The organism is Streptococcus anginosus (genome assembly GCF_900636475.1).
Classification (GTDB): Bacteria; Bacillota; Bacilli; order Lactobacillales; family Streptococcaceae; genus Streptococcus; species Streptococcus anginosus.
Genome location: NZ_LR134283.1, coordinates 887,160 through 913,299, shown reverse-complemented (window position 1 = coordinate 913,299; position 26,140 = coordinate 887,160). Strand labels below are relative to the sequence as shown.

Sequence of the window (26,140 nt, the reverse complement as noted above, 5' to 3'; positions counted from 1 at the left end):
AGTTTCCAACCTTTTTTAGGTCTGTCGCCCCGGTCGACGGAGAGAATGGGAATTAGTTTAAACTGCCGCCCACGTCGACGACCTATCTAAGAACTGGTTCACTCCGTCTGAGGGTCGGATAGCTTGTCAGAAAAGTGCTTCACTCCGTCCGAGGGTCAGATAGTTTGCCTGAGAACTGGTTCACTCCGTCCGAGGGTCAGATAGTCTGCCTAAGAACTGGTTCACTCCGTCCGAGGGTCAGATAGTTTGCCTGAGAACTGATTCACTTCATCCGAGGGTCGGACAGCCTGCCTGAAAACTGGTTTGCTTCGTCCGAGGGTCGGACAGCTTGCCAGAAAAGTGGTTCACTTCGTCTGAGGGTCGGCCGTACGAAGAGTCGTCAGAAAAAGGTGCCGATTAGCGGACACCTTTACATTTTCATAGATTTGATTTTGGCTTCATCGGGAGTGACCCGCAGGGTCTTTTGTCCAGTATAGGTCACAAAACCGGGCTTGCCACCGGTTGGCTTATTGAGCTTTTTGACTTCAATCATATCCACCTGAACGAGATTGGACAATCTCGCCTTAGAAAAGTATGCTGCCAATTCCGCAGCATCTGTCTTGACCTCATCACTTGGTTGCAGATTGCCTGTGATGACCACGTGACTGCCGGGAATATCCTTGGCATGAAACCAAAGTTCCTCTTTTTTAGCCATTTTAAAAGTCAACTCGTCATTTTGCAAGTTGTTTCGACCAACCAAAATAATCGTCTTACCGTCAGTTGCCAAGTATTTCTCTGGTTTTTTCCGTTTTTGGATTTTTTCACGCTGACGCCGGCGAATAAAACCGGTCTGAATCAATTCTTCACGAATTTCAGCAATTTCTGTCAAGTTAGCTTGTGACAGGGCGGTTTCCACACTTTCCAAATATTGAATGGTTTCTTTAGTTTCTTCAATCAGTCCCGTTAAATGCTTGACTGCTTCTTTCAGCTTTTGGTATTTCTTAAAATAGCGCTGAGCATTTTGGTTAGGGGTCAAAGCTTTATCCAACACAATAGTAATTTTCTCGCTTGTGTAGTAATTGTCCAGTTCTACTTGGTCTTGATTGTTTGGAACTTGGTGCAAAAAAGTAGTGAGGAGTTCTCCCTTTTGTCGAAATTCTTCAGCATTTTCAGTCGCGACCAGTTCTTGCTCTTGTTTCGTTAATTTTTTACGATTTTTTTCTAATTCATTCTCCACTCGATGAATCAGTTCGCTGGCTTGTTGATTAACGCGATCGCGCTCTGCCTTATCTTGATAGAAAGCATCTAACAATTGTGATAAACTAGGAAATTCTTTTTGACTATCCGCAAAGAGAATGGGGGTAAATGACTTGCTAGTCAGGGTTGCCTGAGTGGAGCTAGCGAAGAAGGCGCGGAAGATTTTTAACTTATCACTTGTTAAGCGCTGGCTGAGTTCAGCTGCTGTATCGCGCCCCAATCCTTGAAATAAGTTTTGTAAAGAATGGGCCGACAAATCCTCTGTATGCAGAATTTCAAATAGCTTTTCATCAGAAATGGTAAAGGGATTGCGCTTATCTGTTTGAGGTGGAGTGACATAGCTTGAACCAGGCAGAATCGTGCGATAACTATTCTGCGAGAAGCCGACATGTTTAATGGCCTCAATGATGTTGCCACTTGCCTTGTCCATTAAGATGATATTGCTGTGTTTGCCCATGATTTCGATGACTAGAGTTGCTGCCACGCTATCTCCAATTTCATTTTTGTTGGAGACAGAAATTTCTAAAACTCGATCATTATCAATCTGTTCAATGCTTTCAATCGTAGCACCTTGCAGATATTTCCGCATGACCATGATAAATGTATTAGGAACTGCGGGATTTTCAAAGCTGGTATTGGTTAGTTGAATGCGACTAAAAACAGGGTGAGCAGACAAGAGCAATTTATGATTTTGTCGATTACTGCGAATTTGTAGCACTAATTCCTGATTAAACGGTTGATTGATTTTTTGAATACGACCGTACAGTAACTGTTGTCGCAATTCCTCTGTCATGTGGTGTAAAAAAAATCCGTCAAAGGACATGTTTTTCTCTCCTTGAATGGTACTAAAGAAAATTATAACAAAAAATAGCAAGAAAAGGTTGGAAAATTATTGTCAGAAAAGTTTGACAAAATACTTGACTTTTGTTTCAGAAACATCTAAAATAATATCAAATTAGATAAAGTAATAAAATAGTTGTTGGCAGAGAGCTTGTGGTTGGTGAAAACAAGTAGCAGCGTTTTATGAAATTGGGCTAATGGATAGAAGTTGAATTTGAAACGATAAAAATTCGGTGAGCACACCTTACAGTGCAACTTGTTGTTAGACAAGATAGAGATGTGGGAGAAGTCTATTATTTTTCCCATAATTGAGGTGGCACCGCGATTTACGCCCTCACACAGGATGAACTGTGTGTGGGTTTTTCTTTTATTGTTTCATTTCCCTTAAAATGGAGGAAAAATATGTTTAAACGATGGCGACTCTGGCTTTTACTCGAATAAAAAATAGAAAAATATGAAATGGAGAACAGATATGAAAAACAAACGGTTAATGGGAATGATTGCTCTTTTAGTGGTATTAGTTGTCGGAGGCATTATTTATTCTAGTGTAACTGGCGAGAAAGCACCGAAGACAAACAATACAACCAAAACAGTAAAAGTTGGTGTGCTGCAATATGTCAGTCATCCGTCACTTGATTTGATTTATAAAGGGATTCAAGAAGGCTTGGCGCAAGAAGGTTATAAAGACAAGAATATCAAGATTGACTTTATGAATGCGGAAGGTGACCAAAGTAAAGTGGCAACGATGAGCAAGCAATTAGTTGCAAATGGCAATGACGTGCTGATTGGAATCGCAACGCCTGCTGCTCAAGGTTTGGCTAGTGCAACGAAAGACAAGCCAATCGTCATGGGAGCAGTGACCGATCCAGTTGGGACGAATTTAGTAAAGGATTTGAAAAATCCGGGAGGCAACATTACAGGTGTGTCTGACCACAATCCAGCTCAACAGCAATTGGAGTTGATCAAACAATTAACACCGAATGTGAAAACGATCGGCATCCTTTATTCAAGCAGTGAAGACAATTCAAAAACGCAGGTAGAAGAATTTACAGCTTTGGCTGAAAAAGCAGGCTATAAAGTGCTTCCTTATTCTGTACCTTCTACCAATGAGATTGCTTCAACCCTGAATGTGATGACAGGAAAGGTAGATGCCATTTGGATTCCAATTGACAACACCATTGCTTCGGCTTTTTCAACAGTCGTTTCCAGCAATCAAACGGCTAAAAAACCTATCTATCCAAGTGCGACAGCTATGGTAGAAGAAGGCGGTCTGGGCTCGGTTGTTGTCGATCAAAAAGATCTTGGAGTGGCGACTGGAAAAATGACGGCGAAAATTTTGAAGGGCGCTAAACCAGCAGACACAGCTGTTGAAATCTTTGCTACTGGCAAATCAGTTGTGAACAAAAAAGTGGCTGCTCAGCTAGGAGTAACGATTCCAGATGATGTTCTGAAAAAGGCAGGACAAGTCATTGAGTAAAGCTAGTATATTTTAAAGGTTAGGACAACAGTATGATTATTTCAATTGTCTCACAAGGACTTGTTTGGGCTATTTTAGGCTTGGGGATTTTTATGACCTTCCGCATTTTAAACTTCCCTGATATGACAACAGAAGGCTCTTTTCCGTTGGGCGGAGCAGTGGCAGTTACGCTAATTAGTAAGGGAATCAATCCTTTTCTAGCAACTGCTGCTGCCATTCTAGCTGGCTGTCTGGCAGGCATGGTAACAGGGCTGCTCTATACTAAGGGGAAAATTCCTACTCTCCTTTCGGGGATTTTGGTCATGACTTCCTGCCATTCTATTATGCTTATGTTAATGGGGCGGGCTAATCTTGGACTTCTTGGAACGAAGCAAATTCAGGACTTTCTACCGTTTTCTGGCGAATTAAACAATCTTCTGACAGGATTGATTTTTGTCAGTTTGGTAATTGTAGCATTGCTTTTTTTCCTAGATACAAAATTGGGTCAAGCTTATATTGCCACAGGAGATAATCCGGATATGGCAAGGAGTTTTGGCATTCATACAGGACGAATGGAGTTAATGGGTCTGGTGCTGTCTAATGGTGTCATTGCCTTAGCTGGCGCCCTTATTGCCCAGCAAGAAGGTTATGCGGATGTCTCGCGCGGGATTGGTGTCATTGTTGTGGGGCTTGCCAGTCTCATTATCGGAGAGGTGATTTTTACCAGCCTGACATTGGCAGAACGCCTATTGACGATTGTTGTCGGTTCTATTTTCTATCAATTCCTGATTTGGGGCGTGATTGCGCTTGGCTTTAATACCAGCTATCTTCGCCTTTACAGTGCGGTTATCTTGGCAATTTGTCTCATGATTCCGACTTTCAAAAATAAATTCTTTAAAGGAGTCAAGTTAAGCAAATGACAGCAATTGTAGAATTAAAAAACGCGACAAAAATTGTCAACACAGGTGTTGAGGAAGAAAAGGTCATTTTGAATGATGTTTCACTGGATATTTTTGAGCATGACTTCATTACGATTTTAGGCGGAAATGGGGCAGGGAAATCCACGCTTTTCAATGTCATTGCAGGAACATTACCATTGACGAGTGGCAGCATTTATATTCTAGGTGAAAATGTGACCAGTTATTCACCAGAAAAACGGGCTAAGTATCTGTCACGCGTCTTTCAAGACCCAAAGATGGGAACAGCTCCGCGCATGACGGTGGCAGAAAACCTATTGATTGCTAAATTTCGTGGTGAAAAACGCCGTCTAGTGCCACGCCGTCTGAGCCATTATCGCAAAGAATTTCAGGGGACGATAGACAAAATCGGCAATGGTTTAGAAAAACACTTAGATACGCCGATTGAATTTCTCTCGGGTGGGCAAAGACAGGCTTTGAGTCTTTTAATGGCGACTCTCAAACGCCCTGAGCTGTTGCTTTTGGATGAACATACAGCAGCGCTTGACCCCAAAACCAGTGTGGCATTGATGAGTCTGACAGATGAATTTGTAAATCGTGATCAACTGACTGCTCTCATGATTACCCACCATATGGAAGATGCTCTCAAATACGGAAATCGCTTGATTGTCATGAAAGACGGACAAATTATCCAAGATTTACATCAAGAAGAGAAAGCGAAAATGACGATTGCGGATTATTACAGCTTATTTGAATAAAAAAATTCCAATCTCCTAGCGGAGGTTGGAATTTCTTTTTTGCGCTTCTCTGATAGTATTTGGAACCAGACGAATCCGCTTAATATCTGAAATACGAATAATCGTTGACATACTTTTCTGGAAGTTTTTAACAATCAATTGCTGACGCTCTTTGTCATATTTGACAATATCACCAGTAAAACTTTTATCTGAAAAAATGACATGCACACCTGATTTTTTTTGCAAAGCTGTTTCAATTGTCTGCAAAATATTGGCGTTGTCTTCCTCTACCTCTTGTGTATCCTTTTTGTAATTGATAAATTCACTTGCGCGCTCTAAAATCATTTCGAGAAATTTTTTCATAGCTAAATTCTCCATAACTTGTTACAATATATTATATAACAAACTCGCTAAAAAAGTAAATTTTTTACGAATAAATCAAGAAAGAAGAAAAAGGAGACAAAAATGTCAGAATTCAAATTTGAGATAGAAGAAAAGTTATTGGTATTGTCAGAAAATGATAAAGGCTGGACGAAAGAGCTGAATCGTGTGAGCTTCAATGGTGCGCCAGCCAAATACGATATCCGTAGTTGGAGTCCTGACCATACAAAAATGGGGAAAGGGATTACGCTCTCCAATGAAGAATTTCAAGTATTAGTGGATGCTTTTAAGGCTTAGTAAAGCGCAAATAGAATCAAGGTAAGAGAGTGAGAGACAGTCAATCTATAAATGGCAGCTATTGATGACTCTCTTTTTGTTGTAAAAAAATAAGAAAATTTTACACAAAAACTTGAAAATACGCTTTCAAAAGATTATACTATTAAATATAGAGATTGTATATATACATATAGTGAGCTTAGAATTTTAGGAGGTTTAGGATGCTTGAAATTCAAAATTTAGAAAAAAGTTTTGGGCAAAAACAAGTGCTATTTGGTGTTGATTTCAGGGCTGAATCAGGGCAAATCCTCGGTTTGATTGGAAAGAATGGTGCGGGGAAAACTACGATTTTCCATAGTATTCTGCGTTTTTTAGAATACAGCGGAAACATTACATTTGATAAGCAACCGATTTCTCAGGAGACTTATCGGAAAATTGGTTATTTACCAGAAGAGCGAAGCCTGATGCCCAAGTTGACTGTCTATGAGCAAGTGCGGTATTTGGCAAATTTAAAGGGAGTACCAAATGCAGTTGTGAAAGAAAAATTACCTCAGTGGATGGAGCGCTTGCAAGTCAAAGGCAAAGTGACCGATAAAATCAAGAGCTTGTCTAAAGGGAATCAACAAAAGGTTCAGCTGATTATCACACTCTTGCATGAACCAAATTTGATTATCCTAGACGAGCCATTTAGTGGTTTGGATCCTGTGAATACCGAGATTTTGAAACAGGTCATTATTGAGGAAAAAGAGCGTGGAGCAACGATTATTTTCTCTGACCATGTGATGACCAATGTGGAAGAATTGTGTGATGATGTTGTTATGATTCGTGATGGGAAAGTCATTTTGGATGGCAGCGTGCAGGAAGTTCGTAATCAATACGGCAAAACACGTCTCTTTGTGTCTAGCTCGCTGTCTCAAACGGAATTAGAAGCACTTCCTCACGTAAGTAAAGTCAATCTAACCAACCAGGGAACATGGCGATTGATATTAGATGACGAAGCAGCTGGTAAGGAATTGTTTGACTTGTTGACTAAAGGACAATATATTGAAACTTTTGACCAACAAGCTCCAACAATTGATGAAATCTTTAAGTTAGAATCAGGGGTGGAAGTATGAAACAGACTTTAATTGTTATCAAAGAAACCTATCTTCGTCATGTCAAGTCATGGAGTTTTGTCTTCATGGTTATTTCGCCTTTCATTTTTATCGGTCTGAGTATGGGAGTTGGTTATCTTTCCTCCATGTCAAATAGTAATTCTAACCGTGTCGCAGTTGTATCAGACAATGCTCAAGTGAAGGAAGCTCTGAAAGATACTAAGAATCTGGATTTCGATTATAAAAATAAAGCAGCAGCTAAGAAAGCTGTAAAAGATGGCGATGTTGGCGGATATTTGCTAGTATCAGAAGCAGACGGGCAAATCAAGGCAACTTATTTTGCAGATACGAGCATGAGTAGTGCTACAAAAATTGAAATTACACAGAAACTGATGCAGTTGCAACAGGTTGCAAATATTAGCCAAGCTAATTTATCAGCTAATCAAGTGAAGCTACTTTCAAGAGCTATTGATTTCAAAGAAAAGATTGATGAGAAGAAAGAAGCGAAGAAGGCCACTCAAACGATTGTCGCAACAGCAATTGGTCTTGTACTTTATATGATTCTCATTGTTTACACAAGCTCAACTGCTCAAGAAATTGCAAGCGAAAAAGGGACGAAGATTATGGAGGTTATTTTCTCCAGTATCAAGGCTTCTGAATATTTCTATGGTCGAATGGCAGGAATTTTTGCAGTTATCTTGACCCATGTCAGCATTTATGTAATCGGCGCTGTGCTGTTGCTTGCTTTTTCAGACCAGATTTCTTTTGTAAAAGAATTCTTAGATGCCAATCCAAATCTGATGAAGCATTTGGGAGAAGCAATTTCCTTTAATACCATTGCTTTCATTACTTTGAGTGTCTTTTTGTTCGTTGTCCTGTCTGCCTTTTTAGGCTCGATGGTAACAAGAATTGAAGATGTTGGGAAAGCTGTTCAGCCTGTTGTGATGCTGATTCTCCTTGGATTTTTGGGAGTGACGGCTCTTGGAAACGCTGGTGACACAATTTTGCTTAAAGTTGGTTCTTTTATCCCATTCATTTCGACTTTCTTTATGCCCTTCCGTGCCATTAACGGTTATGCAAATGGGCTGGAAGCTTGGATTTCATTTGCCATTTCCTTTGTCTTTACCTTAGGAATGACAGTTTATATCGGTCGGATTTACTCCAGCTTAATTTTACAAACAGATGATATTGGCATTTGGAAGAGCTTCAAAAAAGCTTTAGCTTATCATTAAAAATCGTTCTCCACAAGTATTCTTGTGGGGATTTTTTTCTTGAAAAGGTATGTAGTCAATCGCTGTTGAAAAACTTTAAAAATGATATAATAGGACTATATTTTGACAAAAAGGATGATCATGAAATTACTTTATACTGATATTCGCAATCCCTTAACGAAGATTTTGGTAAAAGAAGCAGAGCGCTTGGCACAGGCAGGCAAGCGCGTGTTTTATATTGCCCCTAACTCTCTTTCATTTGAAAAGGAGAGGGCTGTTTTGAGTCTTTTAGAAAACCACGCTTCGTTTGCTATTACAGTGACACGTTTTGCGCAGATGGCGCGTTATTTTGTCCTCAATAATGTGCAGCAAGGCAGACCATTAGACGATATTGGTTTGGGAATGCTGTTTTACAAAGTCTTATCAGAAATGGATGAGCACGATTTGCGGGTGTACGGTGGCATTCGGACGGATGCGCAATTTATTCAGCAATTGGTTGAGCTTTATCATGAATTGCAAGCTGCTCAGATGACCTTTTCGGATTTGGACTATCTAGATGAGGATGAGAAAAAAGCAGATTTGATCAAGATTTTACAGCTAGTGATGTATCAGCTTAATCAGAGTGAATTTATTTCTGAGTCAAATATTATGGTCTTTGCCAATCATATTACAGCAGGTGATGTAGATAAAGAATTGCAAGGATTGGCTTTGGTCATTGACGGTTTTACACGTTTTTCAGCTGAAGAAGCTTATTTGATCGAGCTTTTGCATAGCAAGGGTGTGGAAATCATTATTGGTGTTTATGCCAGTGAGAAGGCATACCGTGCGACTTTTCGAGAGGGTAATCTGTATCAGGCTAGCGTGGATTTCTTGCGCCATTTGGCAAATGAGTATGAAGTGAAACCTGAATATAGACCTGCAAAGCAGCCAGATGATGCTTTTGGAAACATTTCAAAACTGCTAGAAAGCCGCTATGATTTCTCAGATGTTGAGCTGGAGCTGACGGAGCAAGACCGTTCGCATGTACAGATTTGGTCGACTGTCAATCAAAAAGAAGAACTGGAATATGTGGCGAAAAGCATTCGCCAGCGAGTTCATGATGGTGCTCGCTACAAAGATATTCGCTTACTTTTGGGAGATGTGGAAGCCTATCGTTTGCAGTTAAAGACGATTTTTGATCAGTATCAGATTCCTTTTTATTTGGGGCGAAGCGAGTCCATGGCACATCACCCTTTGGTGCAGTTTATTGAAGCGTTAGTGCGTTTAAAACACTACAATTTTCGAACGGAAGATTTGCTCAATCTCTTAAAAACAGGTCTTTATGGTCATTTAAAGCAAGAAGAACTAGACTTGTTTGAGCAATATATCCGTTTTGCAGACGTGAGAGGAATGAGTAAGTTTTCTAAAGAATTTACTCACAATCAGCATCAAAAATTTGACCTGATTCACATCAATCAATTAAGAAAAAAAATAGTCACTCCGCTTTTGGAATTTTTCAAATCTCGTAGTCAAACTGCGACAGGTTTGCTTCAAAAATTTCATCAATTTTTAACGACAACTTCTCTTTCTCAGAATTTTGCTGGTTTAGTAGATTCTACGAATCCGCAAGATCAGGAAAGACAAGAAGAAGTCTGGAAGGCTTTTTGTCATGTTTTGGAACAATTTGCCAGTGTCTTTTCAACCAGCAAGGTCAAGCTAGATGATTTTCTGACTCTGGTGCAGTCAGGAATGCTGTTATCCAACTATCGGACTATTCCAGCAACAGTGGACGTTGTGACCGTTCAATCTTATGATTTGATTGAGCCCTTGTCAAGTCCTTTTGTCTATGCTGTTGGTTTGACCCAAGACTGTTTTCCAAAAATTGTGCAAAACAAGAGTCTCTTGTCAGATGAAGAACGATTACGATTAAATGAAGCGACTGATGCGCATTCGGAATTGCTGATTGCTGCTCAGGAAAATCTCCAGAAAAATCGTTTTGTCGCTTTGTCGCTTCTGAATGCTGCAACAGAGAGGTTGGTGCTTTCTACTCCTCAGATTGTCAATGAAATAGAGAACAACATTTCTCCATATTTGTTAGAATTGCATGAACAACCAATTGGGCTGCCGATTGAAGTGAAGCGTCCGCAGGCAACAAGTGATGATATTGGTACTTATCGTGCTTTGTTGGCGAGAATTATTGAGTTGAATCAAGGGGATATTGATCGAGAGCGCTCTTTGACGGAGAAAGAGCAGACTTTTTGGTCAGTTGCTGTGCGGGTTCTGCGCAAAAAATTGGAAAGTGAAGGCATTTCGATTCCTAATGTAACGTCAAAACTTGAAACAGAAACCTTGTCAACGCAGACATTGCAAGCTCTTTATCCGCCTCATCAAGCATTTCAGCTATCTACTTCAGCTTTGACAGAATTCTACCGCAATCAATATGCTTATTTTTTGAAGTATGTCTTGGCTTTGCAGGAAGAAATGACGATTCACCCAGATGTGCGCAGTCATGGAAATTTCCTGCATCGTGTGTTTGAAAAAGTCATGCAAGATTCGTCAAGTGAGCCATTTGATAATCGTCTAGAAAAAGCCATTCAAGAAGCGAGTCAGGAAGCGGAATTTGAAGCTCTTTATACAGAAAATGCAGAAGCTTTGTTTGCTCACGAAGTTTTGCTGGACACCGCGCGTGCGACAGGGCGTGTTCTAGAAAGAAATGATTTAGTAGAAACCATTCAAGAAGAAGCTGTTTTCGGTCAAGAAGAAACAAATGTTCTAACCTTGTCAGACGGACGCAACCTTCAAATTCGAGGGAAAGTTGACCGCATTGACCGTTTGAAGATAGATGGCAGTCTAGGCGTTGTTGACTATAAATCAAGCGATACGAATTTTGATTTTCAGAAATTTTTCAATGGCTTAAATTCTCAATTACCTACCTATCTAGCAGCTTTGAAACAAGAGTCGTGGATGAATGAAGAAGTGCATGCTTTTGGTGCTATGTATCTGCAGATGACCAATCCACTTGTGCCTTTAGCAAAGACGAAGTCGCGAGGCGACGCTGTCAAAGAAGCAATGAAGAACCTAGAATACAAAGGTCTGTTCTTGTTTGAGCAGGCTCGTCAGCTGAATGGTTTGTATGATAAAAAGAAAGTGAATCTGTTGAGTCAAGAGGAATTGGAGACATTGTTGGCTTATAATGCACTCTTGTATCGCCGTGCTGCTGAGCAGATTTTGGCAGGGCATTTTTACATCAATCCTTATACGGAGAATGGCAAAAGTATTGCACCTTTTGTGGAGCAGTACAAGTCCATTACGGGATTTGAAGCGAACCTTCACCTCTCTAGCGCCCGCCATTTGGTTAAGTTAGATAGTCACCCGACAGGTGAAAAGAAGCGTCAAGCATGGATAGAAAAGATGAAGGAGGAGCTAGAAAAATGAGACAGATTCCATTTTTGAGTCAGGAAGAAATCTATACTTTGCAGGACCAAGAAGCCCAGTCTAACAAAGCTCAAAAACGTACACCAGAGCAAATCGAAGCCATTTACTCCTCTGGTCAAAATATCCTTGTGTCTGCTTCTGCAGGATCAGGAAAAACCTTTGTTATGGTGCAACGGATTATTGACCAAATTCTGCGAGGAGTTCGCATTGACCATCTCTTCATTTCGACCTTTACCGTTAAAGCCGCAAGTGAGCTAAAAGAGCGCTTGGAGAAAGAGTTATCCAAGGCTTTGAAGGCAACAGGCGATGAGGAACTCAAACAGCATTTGTCACAGCAATTAGCTGATATTCCCAATGCTGACATTGGTACCATGGATTCTTTCACCCAAAAGGTCCTCAATAAATATGGTTATCTCCTAGAATTGGCGCCGAATTTTCGCATTTTGCAAAATGCGAGTGAGCAGTTATTGCTACAAAACGAAGTTTTTGAGCAAGTTTTTGAAGAATTCTATCAATCTGATCAGGCTGCTTTATTTAAAAAATTAGTCAAAAACTTTACCGGTCAAAGAAAAGATTTGCTTGGTTTTCGAGAGCAGATTTATAAGATTTATGCTTTTTTGCAATCCACTAGTAGTCCAATAGCATGGTTGGAAAAAGATTTTTTGAAAGGCTATGAACGTGCAGATTTCCAAGAAGAAAAAGCGCAACTTTTGGCACAAACAAAAGAAGTCCTTTTTGACCTAGAAGAATTTTTCCATTATCATTTGGCGAATGAAGCCAAGGAATTTCCCAAAGCAAAATACCTTGAGAATGTGCAGAGCGTGCTTGATTGTCTGGTAAGCTTACAAGAGCAGTCCTCTGAGGAAGCTTATCTCACAGCACTTGATAGAATTGTAGAGATTTCACGTGCAAGCAATGGGAAAGCTTTGACAAACAGCGGACGCAAAGAAGAATTAAAAGAAATTATCAGCGCTTATAATGAAAAACGTAAGGAAAAAATTCAAGTTTTACGTGATTTAGCGGATCAATTTTATCGCTTTGAATTTCAAGTGACCTATCATGAGGAAGCCAAGGAAATCTTGCTTGTCTTGCAGCAATTTATGAAATCGTTTGTGACAAGCTATCTACAACGGAAAAAAGAAGAAAATGCGTTTGAATTTGCAGATATCAATCATTTTGCCATTCAGATTTTAGAAGAATTTCCTGATGTGCGCCACTTTTATCGGACAAAATACCATGAAGTCATGGTGGATGAGTATCAAGATACCAACCACACGCAGGAGCGTATGCTGGAGCTGTTATCAATTGGGCATAATCGCTTTATGGTGGGGGATATTAAGCAGTCTATTTATCGTTTTCGTCAGGCTGATCCGCAGATTTTTAATGAGAAATTTAAAACTTATCAAGAGGATAGCCGGCAAGGGAAATTGATTGTTTTGAAAGAGAATTTCCGCAGTCATGTGGAAGTCTTGGAAGCCACGAATGACGTTTTCAAACGCCTCATGGATGAGGAAGTGGGAGAAATTGATTATAATGAAACGCATTATCTGGTAGCTGGAAATCCTGCTAAAAAAGCACCAAATCCACAATATCAGACGGAATTTCTCATTTATGACGGAACGCTTGAGACGGATAATGAGGAGAATGACAAGGATGTTTCTTCTGTTTCTGCAGGAGAAGTAGCGCTGGTCATTAAGGAAATTATCCGTCTGCACAATGAGGAAAATGTCCCATTTGAAGATATGACATTGCTAACGGCTTCGCGGACGCGCAACGATGTGATTTTATCTGAGTTTGCCAAATACGGTATCCCAGTCGTTTCCGACGGTGGCGAGGATAATTATTTGCAATCTGTAGAAGTTATGGTGATGTTGGATACCCTGCGTACGATTAACAATCCGCTCAATGATTACGCTTTAGTGGCGCTCTTAAAGTCACCGATGTTCACCTTTACTGAGGATGAATTGGCTCGTTTGGCCTTGCAAAAAAAGGTGACAGAAGCTACTTATGTTACTCATCAGGAAAATCTCTATGAGAAATTGAAAAATTCTCTGAGTGGGAACGGTCAACATCCCGAACTCATCACACTTCCTCTTTTAAAGAAAATCCAGCAGTTTCAAGAAATACTGCAGGATTGGCGAAAGTTTGCAAAAACCAATTCGCTCTATGATTTGCTTTGGAAAATCTATCAAGACCGCTTTTATTATGACTATGTAGGAGCCCTACCAAATGGAGCAGGGCGTCAAGCGAATCTCTACGCTCTTACTTTGCGAGCAAATGACTACGAAAAGATGAGTTTTAAGGGCTTGTCGCGTTTTATTGGGATGATTGATAAGATCTTAGAAACTCAAAATGATTTGGCGAGTGTCGTCATTGCGGCTCCGAAGCATGCAGTCCGCTTGATGACAGTTCATAAGAGCAAAGGTTTGGAATTTAAATATGTCTTTTTGCTTAATATGGATAAAGTCTTCAATCGTAAGGATAGTAGTTCTGCTTTGATTATCAGTCGTCAAAATGGCGTCGGCATCAAGTATGTCGCGGACGTAGTGGTAGACGCTGCTGATGAGTTAGCGCCTAATCATGTTCGCTTGTCTATTGATACTCTTCCTTATGTGCAAAATGAGCGTGAGATTCATTTGGCAAGTATTTCTGAGCAAATGCGTCTGCTCTATGTTGCTATGACGCGGGCAGAAAGAAAGCTGTATCTGGTTGGCAAAGGTCGTCAAGAAAGCCTAGAGAAAAAGACCTTCCCTGCTCCTGAAAATGGTCGTTTAGCAGCCTCCATTAGGCAAACTATGACAAGTTTTCAAGACTGGATTTGGGCTTTACAGACAGTCTTTGAGAAAGACGATTTAGCTTTTTCAACACAATTTGTGACGGATAGCGATTTAACAAGTGAGAAAATAGGTCAGTTAAAGCTGAAGGAACGGATTGTCGAGGAGAACTTAGCGCACAATCGCCAGTCTGAGGATATTCGCAGGGCTTTGGATATTTTGGAAAATGTGGACAGGCTAAATACTCAGTATCGAGCAGCCATCCATTTGCCAAGTGTTCGGACACCGAGCCAAATCAAGAAATTTTATGAACCGATCATGGATACAGACGGTGTTGAGATTATGGAGAAAAAAACTCCAGATTTTATTGGAAAAACTTCTTTTGAACTACCTGACTTTGCTAAAAAAGCCCCTGTTACAGGAGCGCAAATCGGTAGTGCTGTCCATGAACTGATGCAGCGTATTCCTTTAAATCAACTGCCTACAATAGCTATTTTAAAGGAAACATTAGCTCAGGTTCAGGCAGAAGAAACTGTCAAAAAGAAGATTGATTTGCAAAAGATAGCTAGTTTCTTTGAGACAGAGCTTGGTCAACTACTCTTAAAGCAGGCAGATAAAGTTTATCGTGAAGCTCCTTTTGCTATGTTAAAGCAAGATCAAGCGAGCGGACAAGATTTTGTTGTCCGTGGAATTTTAGACGGTTATCTCCTACTGGCTGATCGTATCATTCTCTTTGATTATAAGACAGATCAATATACAAATCCAAGTGAATTAGTGGAGCGCTACCAAGCGCAATTATCACTTTACGCTGAAGCTCTTCGTCGTTCGTATGGTATTGAAAAAATAGAAAAATATCTAGTGCTGTTGAGCGGAGTTCAACTTCAAGTAGTAAAAGTAGACTAGATAAGATTTTTAGAGAATTGGGCTGATGAATGCTCCCAATTCTTTTTCACAAAAATAGAATCCTCTATTTCCGAATATTTGAGTTGTAAAATAATAAAAAAGTTCACAAATCAGCTGATTTTTTAGAAAAAGTTATTGAAAATTTCAGAAAAATACGGTAAACTAGTATGTAACCAGACGATGGAGGAATGATATTTGAAATTATATCCTGTTGTTGCAATTCAATCTTATAAACTAAATCAAAAGGCGACTTTGTGTGGCCTTTTTTGTAAAGCTGTCTAGACCTTTATGAAAATTTTCATTTAAAAAAGTTTACTCTTTTATCGACTATTTAGTAGGAATGGAATGAAAAGTTCAAAATTTTAACAAAATCTAGTTATTTTTGCTAATAGTGGGCATTATTTGAAGAAATGTTCGGTTTTGAGAATTTTTTGTAATAATAATGGAAATTTACTTGAAAAGCAATAGGAAAAATAGTAAAATAGAATCATAGAAAACGCTTACAAAACGAGGTGAAAAAATGGATAGACAAGAAGCATTGAGAACTTTTACCACAGGTGAAAATTTCCATTTACAGCACTATTTGGGGGTTCATCAAGATGAAGTTGATGGACAAAGCGGCTATACCTTTCGTGTATGGGCGCCAAATGCTCAAAGTGTGCATTTAATAGGAGACTTTACTGACTGGTATGAAAATCAGATTCCTATGACACGCAATGAAGGTGGCGTATGGGAAGTATTCACGGATTTGCCAAAGGAAGGAGATATTTACAAATACAACGTTAAACGAAGCAGTGGTCAAGAAATTTTAAAAATTGATCCCTTAGCTATCTATTTTGAAAAACGTCCTGGTACAGGTGCAGTAATTCGGACGATTCCAGAAAAGAAATGGAAAGATGGTCTATGGTTAGCTCGCAGAAAACGTTGGGGATTTTTCTCACGTCCAGTGAATATTTACGAAGCTCATGCAGGTTCCTGGAAGAAAAATGAGGATGGTAGCCCGTATTCATTTGCTCAATTAAAAGATGAACTGATTCCTTATTTGGTTAAAATGAATTATACTCATGTGGAATTCATGCCACTAATGGCGCATCCACTTGGATTGAGCTGGGGTTATCAGCTAATGGGATATTTTGCACTTGAGCACACGTATGGAACGCCTGAAGAGTTTCGTGATTTTGTTGAAGAATGTCATGTCAATAATATCGGAGTTATCGTTGACTGGGTGCCGGGTCATTTTACTATCAATGATGATGCCTTGGCTTATTATGACGGTACACCTACGTTTGAATATCAGGATCATGACCGTGCCCATAATTACGGCTGGGGCGCTCTTAACTTTGACTTAGGAAAGAATGAAGTGCAGTCTTTCTTGATTTCTAGTATCAAGTTTTGGATTGACTTTTATCACTTAGATGGAATCCGTGTGGATGCTGTTAGCAACATGCTCTACCTAGATTATGATAGTGGTCCATGGCAACCAAATATTGACGGGGGCAATCGCAACTACGAAGGCTATTACTTCCTTCAACGCTTGAACACGGTTATCAAACTGGCTCATCCAGATGTCATGATGATTGCAGAGGAAAGCACGAGTGATACAAAGATTACAGGTATGGCAGAAATGGGTGGTCTTGGATTTGACTACAAGTGGAACATGGGCTGGATGAATGACATTCTGCGCTTCTACGAAGAAGACCCAATTTACCGCAAGTATGATTTTAATCTAGTAACCTTTAGTTTTATGTATGCTTTCTCTGAAAATTTCTTACTGCCATTCTCTCATGACGAAGTGGTACATGGTAAGAAGAGTCTCATGCATAAGATGTGGGGAGATCGCTATAATCAATTTGCTGGTCTGCGAAATCTCTATACTTACCAAATGTGTCACCCAGGTAAAAAATTACTTTTCATGGGTAGTGAATGGGGACAATTCTTAGAGTGGAAATGTGAAGAATCTTTGGAATGGCGTGATTTGGCTGATGATATGAATGCCAAGATGCAGCATTTCACTTCTCAGCTCAATCAGCTTTATAAAGAAAATCGTGTTTTGTGGGAAAATGACTTGAGTTGGGACGGTTTAGAGATTATTGATGCGGATAATACAGATCAAAGTGTACTTTCCTTTATTCGGAAAAATGACAAGGGAGATATGTTAGTTTGCGTCTTTAATATGGCTCCGGTAGAACGCAAAGACTTTACCATTGGTGTTCCGGTAGCAGCCATATATGAAGAAATTTGGAATACGGAATTAGAAGAATGGGGAGGTGTGTGGAAAGAACACAATCAAACAGTTCAGTCTCAAGAAGGCTTGTGGAAGGATTATCCTCAGACGTTGACCTTTACTTTGCCAGCATTAGGGGCAAGTATTTGGAAAATTAAACGTTGTGTGAAATCAGCAAATGGAAGTAAGAAGTCCAAAAAGGAGTAACAGATGAAGAATGAAATGCTAGCTTTGATTCTTGCCGGTGGGCAAGGAACACGCCTTGGAAAACTCACTCAAAGTATTGCCAAACCAGCAGTACAATTTGGTGGACGCTACCGTATCATTGACTTTGCTTTGTCCAATTGTGCCAATTCAGGAATTCATAATGTTGGTGTCATTACTCAATACCAACCATTAGCTTTGAATAGTCATATTGGGAATGGTTCTAGTTGGGGACTGGATGGTATTAACACAGGAGTTTCTATTCTCCAGCCGTATTCAGCAAGTGAAGGAAATCGTTGGTTTGAAGGAACTAGTCATGCGATTTATCAAAATATTGATTATATTGATACTATCAATCCTGAGTATGTCTTGATTTTGTCTGGTGACCACATTTACAAAATGGACTACGATGATATGCTTCAGTCTCACAAGGATAACAATGCCAGCTTAACAGTAGCTGTTCTAGATGTCCCTCTGAAAGAAGCCAGTCGTTTTGGTATCATGAATACTGATGCTAATAATCGCATTGTCGAATTTGAAGAAAAACCAGCTGAACCTAAGTCTACTAAGGCTTCTATGGGGATTTATATCTTTGACTGGAAACGCCTGCGTAATATGCTGGTAGCTGCTGAAAAGAGCAATGTAGATATGTCTGACTTCGGTAAGAATGTTATTCCAAATTATCTTGAATCCGGCGAAAGTGTCTATGCTTATGAATTTAAGGGATATTGGAAAGATGTTGGAACGATTGAATCACTTTGGGAAGCCAATATGGAATATATTGATCCAAACAATGCTTTAGATAGCCGAGATCGTCAATGGAAAATTTATTCACGTAACTTGATTTCCCCACCAAACTTCCTTGGAGAAAATGCTCATGTAGAAGATTCTTTGGTTGTGGACGGCTGTTTGGTAGACGGAACAGTTAAACATTCGATTCTTTCTACGGAAGCTCAAGTGCGTAAAGATGCAGTTGTAGAAGATTCTGTGATTATGAGTGGTGCTATCATTGGTCAAGGTGCAAAAATCAAACGTGCTATTATCGGTGAAGGAGCTATCATTTCTGATGGTGTAGAAATTGATGGGACAGACGAAGTACAAGTTATCGGATACAATGAGAAAGTGGGGGTACCATCAGATGAAGATTGATAAATATTCAGCAATTTTAGGAAATACAGTTGGATTTCATGATATGTCTACTTTGACAAATCATCGTCCAGTTGCCAGTTTGCCGTTTGGTGGGAAATATCGTTTAATTGACTTTCCGTTGTCTAGCCTGGCCAATGCAGGGATTCGGAGCGTCTTTGGCATTTTCCAACGAGATAATATTAGTTCTGTCTTTGACCATATCCGTTCTGGACGTGAATGGGGGCTGTCTACTCTTTTGAGTCACTACTATCTTGGTATTTATAATACGCGCGTAGAAAGTTCTACTGTTGGTAAAGAATACTACGAGCAATTATTGACCTACTTAAAACGTTCAGGCAGCGATCAAACGGTAGCATTGAACTGTGATGTTTTGGTGAACATCGACTTGAACCAAGTCTTCCACTTACATGGTACAACTGCTCAACCGATCACAGTTGTCTATAAAAAATTACCAAAAAAAGGAATTTCCGAAGTCAATGCTGTTTTGGAAATTGATGAAACAGATCATGTGAAAAATCACCATCTTTTTGATGATAAAAAAGATCAGGATTTGTACAACATGTCAACGGATATCTTTGTTGTGGATACACCTTGGCTGATTGAAAAGTTAGAAATAGAAGCACAAAAAGAATTTCCTCAAAAATTACGTTATGTTTTACGTGATTTAGCTGCTCAGGAAAAAGCGTTTGCTTATGAATATACGGGTTATTTAGCAAATATTCATTCTGTCACTTCGTACTTCAATGCCAATATTGATATGCTTGATTCACAAAAATTCTATTCCCTTTTCTCTCCAAATCAAAAGATTTATACGAAAGTAAAAAACGAAGAGCCAACTTATTATGCAGTCGGTTCTAAGGTTTCAAATGCTCAATTTGCTTCTGGCAGTATTATTGAAGGAGAAGTGAGTGGTTCTGTCATTTCTCGTAATACTCGTATTAAAAAAGGAAGTCGTGTAAAAAACAGTATTCTTTTCCCACGTGTCCTTATTGGCGAAAATGCTGTTGTAGACTATGCAATCTTAGATAAGGGTGTTGAGATTGCTGAGAATGTGACCGTTCGAGGAACAGTTGATAACCCAGTTGTTCTTAAAAAAGGCGAAAAAGTGACAGAGGATAGAATTCAATGAAAATTTTATTTGTAGCAGCAGAAGGTGCACCTTTTTCTAAAACAGGAGGATTGGGAGACGTCATTGGCGCTCTCCCTAAATCTCTTGTGAAAGCTGGTCATGAAGTGGGTGTCATTCTTCCATACTATGATATGGTGGATAAAAAGTTTGGCGACCAAATGGAAGACTTGTTCCATTTTGAAGTGAAGGTCGGTTGGCGTGGTCAATATGTAGGCGTGAAACGTACAGTTTTAAACGGTGTTACCTTCTACTTTATAGACAATCAATACTATTTCTTCCGCGGACATGTTTATGGCGATTTTGATGACGGCGAACGCTTTGCCTATTTCCAAATGGCAGCTGTTGAGTTAATGGAGAGAGTGGATTTTATTCCAGATGTTCTCCATGTGCATGATTATCATACAGCGATGATTCCATTTTTGGTGAAAGAAAAATACCATTGGATTCAAGCCTATCATGGTATTCGGACTGTGTTAACCATTCACAATTTAGAATTTCAAGGGCAATTTTCTGATGGCATGCTCTGGGATTTGTTTGGAGTAGGCTATGAGCGTTATGCAGACGGTACCTTGCGTTGGAATAACTGCTTGAATTGGATGAAAGCAGGGATTTTGTATGCAGATCGGGTGACAACCGTATCACCAAGCTATGCGCATGAAATCATGACCCCAGAATTTGGCTGTGGTTTGGATCAAATTTTACGAATGGAATCTGGTAAAGTATCAGGTATTGTCAATGGAATCGATACAGATATTTATAATCCAGAAACGGACAATTTGCTGGAGTACCATTTTAATAAGGATGACTTATCTGGTAAGTTGGCAAATAAGCGTGCTTTGCAGGAAAAAGTTGGTTTGCTTGTGCGAGACGATGTGCCTTTGGTAGGAATTGTATCTCGTTTAACTTGGCAAAAAGGCTTTGATTTGGTTGTGGATCAGTTGCACAATTTATTGCAAGATGATGTACAAATCGTTCTTTTAGGTACAGGAGACCCGTCTTTTGAGCAATCCTTTGCTTGGTTTGGTCAAGCTTATCCAGAAAAATTATCTGCCAACATCACTTTTGATGTGAAATTAGCGCAAGAAATTTATGCAGCTTGTGATATGTTCTTAATGCCAAGTCGCTTTGAGCCATGTGGATTGTCCCAAATGATGGCCATGCGTTATGGAACCTTACCTCTCGTACATGAAGTTGGTGGCTTGCGTGACACCGTTCAACCGTATAATGCCTACGAAGGAACAGGAACTGGATTTAGCTTTAATAATTTCTCAGGCTACTGGCTGAAATGGACGTTTGATATGGCTGTCAGTCTCTATCATAACGATAAAGAAGCATGGCAGTCGCTTCAAAAGCAAGCTATGGAGCGTGATTTCTCATGGGACACCGCTAGTCAGGCCTATAGCCATTTGTACCAATCTCTTTATTCATAGAAGGGAGTTTGCTATTCAGAAATGGAACTAACAAAAGAACAGTTTCTTCAAGATTTTAAAGATATTTTACATGAAGAACAGTTAATTAAGGTAGAAGATGCCACTCCGACAGAGCTGTTTCAAACCTTAGCACGTACGATTCGCAAATACATCACTCCTATGTGGTTGGAACGACGAAACAAACTAGTAGAAGACAAGCAAAAAATTGCTTATTACTTTTCGATTGAATTTCTGCCTGGGCGAATGCTGGAAACCAATTTACTAAATCTTGGAATCCTCGATGTTGTCAAAGAAGGCTTTGACGAATTAGGTGTTGATTTTACGGCTGTCAAACAGGCTGAGCACGATATGGCGTTAGGAAATGGCGGTCTTGGTCGTCTTGCAGCAGCTTTTATGGATTCACTTGCAACCACAGGCTATCCGGGATTTGGCAATGGAATCCGCTATCGCTACGGACTTTTCAAACAAAAAATTGTAAATGGATATCAAGTCGAATTGCCGGATGATTGGTTTGGTAGTCTAGGAAACGTCTGGGAAACGCGGAAAGATCATGATGTTGTAGATGTTAAAATCTTTGGAAATGTCTATCTGCAAGCCAACAAAGAAGGGCGAATGCTTCCCGTTTATGAAAATTCGCAAACTCTCCGTGCAGTACCTTACGATGTACCACAAATTGGTTTTGGAAATGACGTTGTTAACAATCTTCGTCTTTGGGATATCGAAATTCCTGAAGAATATGAGCTAGAATATCCAACAATTGAAGCACGCCGCAAAGTACAAGATATCACAGCTATTTTGTATCCAGATGATTCAAGCTATGAAGGAAAAGAGCTACGCTTGATTCAAGAATATTTCATGACCAGTGCCGGCTTGCAGACGATTATCAAATCTTATCGGAAGCAAGGGCTGCCTTTAGAGCAAATTCATGAAAAGGTATCGGTTCATATCAATGATACCCGCCCAGCGGTTGCACCAGCAGAGTTTATGCGGCTTTTACTTGATGACTGCGGTCTTGAATGGGCAGACGCTTGGAATGCAACAGTAAAGACGATGAGTTATACCAATCACACCATTCTTTCAGAAGCCTTAGAAAAATGGGATGCGGAACTCTTTAAAAATGTTCTTCCTCGTGTTTACCAGATCATTCTTGAAATTGACAATCGCTATGTTTCTGAAATGGCTGCGCGTGGCATTGACCCGCAAGTGATTGAGAACACTCGGATTGTCAAAGATAACCAAGTTCACATGGCGCATCTCGCGATTATTGGAGGTCATTCGGTCAATGGGGTGGCAAAACTTCACACAGAACTTCTCAAAGAAGATACGCTCCGTGATTTTTATGCCATTTATCCTGAAAAATTCAATAATAAAACAAATGGTATCATTCAACGTCGCTGGTTGCAAATTGCAGATGAACCATTGTCAAATGAGATTGATCGCTTGATTGGTAACGGCTGGCGGACAAACATTCATGAACTTCGTAAGCTCTTAGACTACAAAGATGACCCACAAGTTTTGAGTGAATTTTATAATGTCAAGCAAGAAGCAAAGGCGCGCTTAGCAGCTTTCATCAAAGAATCTACGGGAGTAGAAGTATCAACGGAAGCTATCTTTGATGTACAAGTGAAGCGGCTTCACGCTTATAAGCGTCAATTGCTCAATTTACTCCATATCCTTAAATTATATTGGGATTTAAAAGACAATCCTGATAAAGATATGGTGCCACGTGTCTTCATTTTTGGTGCGAAAGCAGCGCCAGGTTATCATTTTGCCAAATCTGTTATCAAATTGATCAACGAAGTGGCTAATCTTGTCAATAATGATGAGAGTCTACAAGGCAAGCTAAAGGTTGTTTTTCTTGAAAATTATCGGGTCAGCTTGGCTGAACTCATCATTCCTGTTGCAGATGTGTCAGAGCAAATCTCGCTCGCTTCCAAGGAGGCTTCCGGCACATCTAATATGAAATTCATGATGACAGGCGCCATTACTCTGGCAACCCTTGACGGAGCCAATATTGAAATCAAAGATGAAGTCGGAGATGACAATATTGTAATTTTCGGTATGGACAAAGATGAAGTCTATGACCATTATGCTCGTCATGATTACTACTCACGTGGTGTTTATGAAAGAAATCCTGTGGTTCGCCGTGTGGTGGATAGTTTTGTGGACGGAACCATTCCAAATGTCCGGAATGAAGGTTCTGAGATTTATGAAGCTTTGATTACGCACAATGACGAATACTTCCTTTTGGAAGATTTTGCTTCGTACGTAGCGGCTCAAGAAAAGATTGATCAACTCTATCGTGACAAAGAAAAATGGGCGCGTATGAGCCTTATTAATATCGCAACATCTGATAAATTCACATCAGATGATACGATTGAACAATACGCCAAAGAAATTTGGAACCTAAAAAAGTAATAAGCTAGGGGCTGGGACTTATCCAGCCTCTTTGTTGAAAAAGTGAATTGTAGTTTTTGTCTATATTTAATCGATAAAGATTGCCTATAATATACATATATAGGGAAACAAAATTCGATAATTGGAAATAGCTATTTCCACATCAACAAACTGATAGTGGGATCAAGTTCGTTTTACTACTATTTTAAAACCACAATTGTTGCAGGATAGCCTACTTTTTTGGAAATTGAAAGAAATCCGTATAAAACGTTTCCAAAAGACAAAAACATTTGACAAAAAGAATTTTTAGGACTAAACTAAGTAAGTAAATTTTAAACATAAGGAGAATTCATCATGAATTTAACATTTTTTGGATTATGTCTTGCCTGTATGGGTGTTTCACTCGCTGAAGGTTTTTTAATGGCAAATCTATTTAAATCAGCATCACGTCAACCAGAAATCATTGGTCAGTTGAGAACGCTTATGATCATGGGGATTGCCTTTATCGAAGGTACTTTCTTCGTAACACTTGCGATGTCATTCATCATCAAGTAAGAAAAGAAAGTTATCCTTTAGAAAAGGGGGTGGAGTTCGTTGGAAGAAAGTGTAAATCCAACTATCACTTTAGGTCCTGTGACCTTTGATTTGACTCTACTTGCTATGTCTCTTTTAACTGTATTTATCGTATTTGCCTTTGTTTATTGGGCTAGCCGGAAAATGACTCTAAAGCCTTCTGGTAAGCAAAATGTCTTAGAATACCTCTATGATTTTGTCATTGGCTTTACAAAGGGCAATATTGGCGATAAATATATAAAGAATTATTCTCTATTTATCTTTTCCTTATTCCTTTTCGTTGCAGTAGCTAACAATCTTGGTTTGATGGCAAAAGTGCAGACAACCAATGGTTATAATTTGTGGACATCTCCAACGGCCAATCTTGCCTTTGACTTAGGATTTTCATTTTTGATTACCTTAATTTGTCATGTTGAAGGGATTCGCCGACGGGGAGTGAAAGCTTATCTCAAGGCATTTGCGACACCTGCTGGAATGACTCCAATGAATATTTTGGAAGAATTCACTAATTTTGCCTCTCTGGCTCTGCGTATCTATGGTAATATTTATGCGGGTGAAGTTCTGTCTGGTTTGTTGTTAACTTTATCACAACAAGCTGCTGGTTGGTATCCAATTGCTTTTGTCTTGAATCTTGTTTGGACTGCTTTTTCAGTCTTTATTTCATGTATTCAAGCATACGTGTTTACCATGTTAACATCTATGTATCTGGGTAAGAAAATTAACGGTGAGGAATAGAAGGGAGAAAAGAGATGAATATTACTTTAGGTAGTCTTATTGGGGATTTTATCCTTGTTGCAGGCTCATTTCTTCTGTTAGTCATTTTAATCAAGAAATTTGCCTGGGAGAATATCACAAGTACTTTTGAGCAACGTGCCAAAAAGATTTCAGATGATATTGATGGCGCAGAGTCTGCTCGTCAAAAAGCAGAAGATTTAGCTCAAAAGAGAGAAACAGAATTAGCGGGTAGTCGTCAAGAAGCGACAACAATTATTGAAAATGCCAAAGAAACTGCTGAGAAAAACAAAGCAGGAATCTTGGCAGATGCAGCTGATGAAGCTGGACGTTTAAAAGAAAAGGCTAATCAAGAAATCGCTCAAACCAAAGCAGAAGCCATGAACAGTATCAAAGGTGATGTAGCCGATTTGACTGTAAATCTTGCTAGCAAAATTTTAGGTCAAAAATTGGATCAAGAAGCTCACAAAGAGCTCATTGACCGCTATATTGACAAGCTAGGAGATGCTTAATGGACAAAAAAAGATATGCGGTAATTGAAAAATATACCACACCTTTTGTCCAACTCGTGATTGAAAAAGGTCAGCAAAAAGATGTTTTTGAAAAGCTTCAGCAAATCAAAGACATTTTTGACAATACAAATTTATCTGCCTTTTTATCACATATTGGTGTTGATGATACAGAAAAAGAAAGAAGCCTTCGCTATTTTCAAGGATCTGATTCATCCTTGATTGACAATTTCATTGAAGTTATTATTCATAATCATCGTGAAGATCTTTTTTATGATATTTTAGTAGAAAGTCTTCACCAGCTTGAAACGATTAGTAATGAATTTGAAGTGACAATCAAATCAGTTCAAGGTTTATCGGAGGAGCAAAAATCTAAAATTATTCCGATTATTGAGCGAAAATTTGGATTGCAGGTTCGTTCTTTAAAAGAAGAACTGGATGCAAGCCTCATTGGTGGCTTTATCATCACAGCTAATAATAAGACAATTGATGCAAGTATTAAACGTCAATTACAAACAGTAAAAGAAAATTTGAAATAGAAAGTGGTGTGAATT

The 26,140-nt window shown here is 39.4% G+C and carries 19 protein-coding genes and 1 other annotated feature; of the genes, 17 read left to right on the top strand and 2 right to left on the bottom strand.

Annotated elements, in window-relative coordinates; translation table 11 throughout:
• Window positions 1-409: 409 nt before the first annotated feature.
• Complete coding sequence (gene fbp62 / locus EL079_RS04465) at window positions 410-2,059, bottom strand: Rqc2 family fibronectin-binding protein Fbp62 (protein ID WP_003031903.1); 1,650 nt, start codon at window positions 2,057-2,059, stop codon at window positions 410-412.
• Between the two features lie 118 nt (window positions 2,060-2,177).
• Window positions 2,178-2,415, top strand: a binding site (T-box leader).
• Between the two features lie 133 nt (window positions 2,416-2,548).
• On the opposite strand from fbp62, the gene trpX reads away from it, so the two are divergent.
• The 3 genes from trpX to EL079_RS04450 are packed head-to-tail and all read left to right on the top strand — an operon-like array spanning window position 2,549 to window position 5,207.
• Window positions 2,549-3,553 (top strand): tryptophan ABC transporter substrate-binding protein, encoded by a 1,005-nt coding sequence (trpX, locus tag EL079_RS04460; RefSeq protein WP_003031888.1) that lies wholly within the window; start codon window positions 2,549-2,551, stop codon window positions 3,551-3,553.
• Window positions 3,554-3,585: 32 nt separating this feature from the next.
• Window positions 3,586-4,452, top strand: a complete 867-nt coding sequence (locus EL079_RS04455; protein WP_003031834.1) for an ABC transporter permease — start codon at window positions 3,586-3,588, stop codon at window positions 4,450-4,452.
• A complete protein-coding gene (locus tag EL079_RS04450) occupies window positions 4,449-5,207 on the top strand; it encodes an ABC transporter ATP-binding protein (protein WP_003031905.1) in 759 nt (252 codons plus the stop codon). The genes EL079_RS04455 and EL079_RS04450 overlap by 4 nt, the downstream gene beginning before the upstream one ends.
• A gap of 15 nt (window positions 5,208-5,222) precedes the next feature.
• On the opposite strand, the gene EL079_RS04445 is transcribed toward EL079_RS04450, so the two are convergent.
• Window positions 5,223-5,564 carry a hypothetical protein gene (locus EL079_RS04445; protein ID WP_025271884.1) on the bottom strand — a complete coding sequence of 114 codons (342 nt, stop codon included), beginning with the start codon at window positions 5,562-5,564 and terminating at the stop codon, window positions 5,223-5,225.
• 87 nt (window positions 5,565-5,651) lie between these two features.
• Between EL079_RS04445 and EL079_RS04440 the strand changes: the two genes are divergently transcribed.
• From EL079_RS04440 to EL079_RS04375, 14 genes are all read left to right on the top strand, one after another.
• On the top strand, window positions 5,652-5,864 hold the full coding sequence (locus tag EL079_RS04440) for a YdbC family protein (protein WP_003025304.1): 213 nt from the start codon (window positions 5,652-5,654) through the stop codon (window positions 5,862-5,864).
• 200 nt (window positions 5,865-6,064) lie between these two features.
• Window positions 6,065-6,958, top strand: a complete 894-nt coding sequence (locus EL079_RS04435) for an ABC transporter ATP-binding protein (RefSeq protein ID WP_003030980.1) — start codon at window positions 6,065-6,067, stop codon at window positions 6,956-6,958.
• Window positions 6,955-8,169, top strand: coding sequence for an ABC transporter permease (locus EL079_RS04430; protein WP_003030981.1), 1,215 nt, complete (start codon window positions 6,955-6,957; stop codon window positions 8,167-8,169). The genes EL079_RS04435 and EL079_RS04430 overlap by 4 nt, the downstream gene beginning before the upstream one ends.
• A 120-nt stretch (window positions 8,170-8,289) precedes the next feature.
• Complete coding sequence (rexB, locus tag EL079_RS04425) at window positions 8,290-11,562, top strand: ATP-dependent nuclease subunit B (RefSeq protein ID WP_003030982.1); 3,273 nt, start codon at window positions 8,290-8,292, stop codon at window positions 11,560-11,562.
• Entirely contained in the window at window positions 11,559-15,239 is a 3,681-nt protein-coding gene (gene addA, locus EL079_RS04420) for a helicase-exonuclease AddAB subunit AddA (RefSeq protein ID WP_003030984.1), read from the top strand. The genes rexB and addA overlap by 4 nt, the downstream gene beginning before the upstream one ends.
• 520 nt (window positions 15,240-15,759) lie before the next feature.
• On the top strand, window positions 15,760-17,670 hold the full coding sequence (gene glgB / locus EL079_RS04415; protein ID WP_003030447.1) for a 1,4-alpha-glucan branching protein GlgB: 1,911 nt from the start codon (window positions 15,760-15,762) through the stop codon (window positions 17,668-17,670).
• Between the two features lie 3 nt (window positions 17,671-17,673).
• Window positions 17,674-18,816: a glucose-1-phosphate adenylyltransferase gene (locus EL079_RS04410; RefSeq protein WP_003025294.1), complete on the top strand. Its 1,143-nt coding sequence runs from the start codon at window positions 17,674-17,676 to the stop codon at window positions 18,814-18,816.
• Window positions 18,806-19,945, top strand: a complete 1,140-nt coding sequence (gene glgD, locus EL079_RS04405; RefSeq protein WP_003030501.1) for a glucose-1-phosphate adenylyltransferase subunit GlgD — start codon at window positions 18,806-18,808, stop codon at window positions 19,943-19,945. The genes EL079_RS04410 and glgD overlap by 11 nt, the downstream gene beginning before the upstream one ends.
• Complete coding sequence (gene glgA, locus EL079_RS04400) at window positions 19,942-21,375, top strand: glycogen synthase GlgA (RefSeq protein ID WP_003030475.1); 1,434 nt, start codon at window positions 19,942-19,944, stop codon at window positions 21,373-21,375. Before glgD ends, glgA begins: the two co-directional genes overlap by 4 nt.
• Window positions 21,376-21,396: 21 nt before the next feature.
• A complete protein-coding gene (locus EL079_RS04395) occupies window positions 21,397-23,793 on the top strand; it encodes a glycogen/starch/alpha-glucan phosphorylase (protein WP_003030473.1) in 2,397 nt (798 codons plus the stop codon).
• A 333-nt stretch (window positions 23,794-24,126) separates the two neighbouring features.
• Window positions 24,127-24,327, top strand: a complete 201-nt coding sequence (locus EL079_RS04390) for a F0F1 ATP synthase subunit C (RefSeq protein ID WP_003025282.1) — start codon at window positions 24,127-24,129, stop codon at window positions 24,325-24,327.
• A 39-nt stretch (window positions 24,328-24,366) separates the two neighbouring features.
• On the top strand, window positions 24,367-25,080 hold the full coding sequence (gene atpB, locus EL079_RS04385) for a F0F1 ATP synthase subunit A (protein WP_003030483.1): 714 nt from the start codon (window positions 24,367-24,369) through the stop codon (window positions 25,078-25,080).
• Between the two features lie 14 nt (window positions 25,081-25,094).
• The gene (gene atpF, locus EL079_RS04380) at window positions 25,095-25,589 is read left to right on the top strand and encodes a F0F1 ATP synthase subunit B (RefSeq protein ID WP_003030479.1); all 495 of its coding nucleotides are present in this window, start codon (window positions 25,095-25,097) and stop codon (window positions 25,587-25,589) included.
• Window positions 25,589-26,125 carry a F0F1 ATP synthase subunit delta gene (locus tag EL079_RS04375; protein ID WP_003030492.1) on the top strand — a complete coding sequence of 179 codons (537 nt, stop codon included), beginning with the start codon at window positions 25,589-25,591 and terminating at the stop codon, window positions 26,123-26,125. The genes atpF and EL079_RS04375 overlap by 1 nt, the downstream gene beginning before the upstream one ends.
• The last annotated feature ends 15 nt before the right edge of the window (window positions 26,126-26,140 follow it).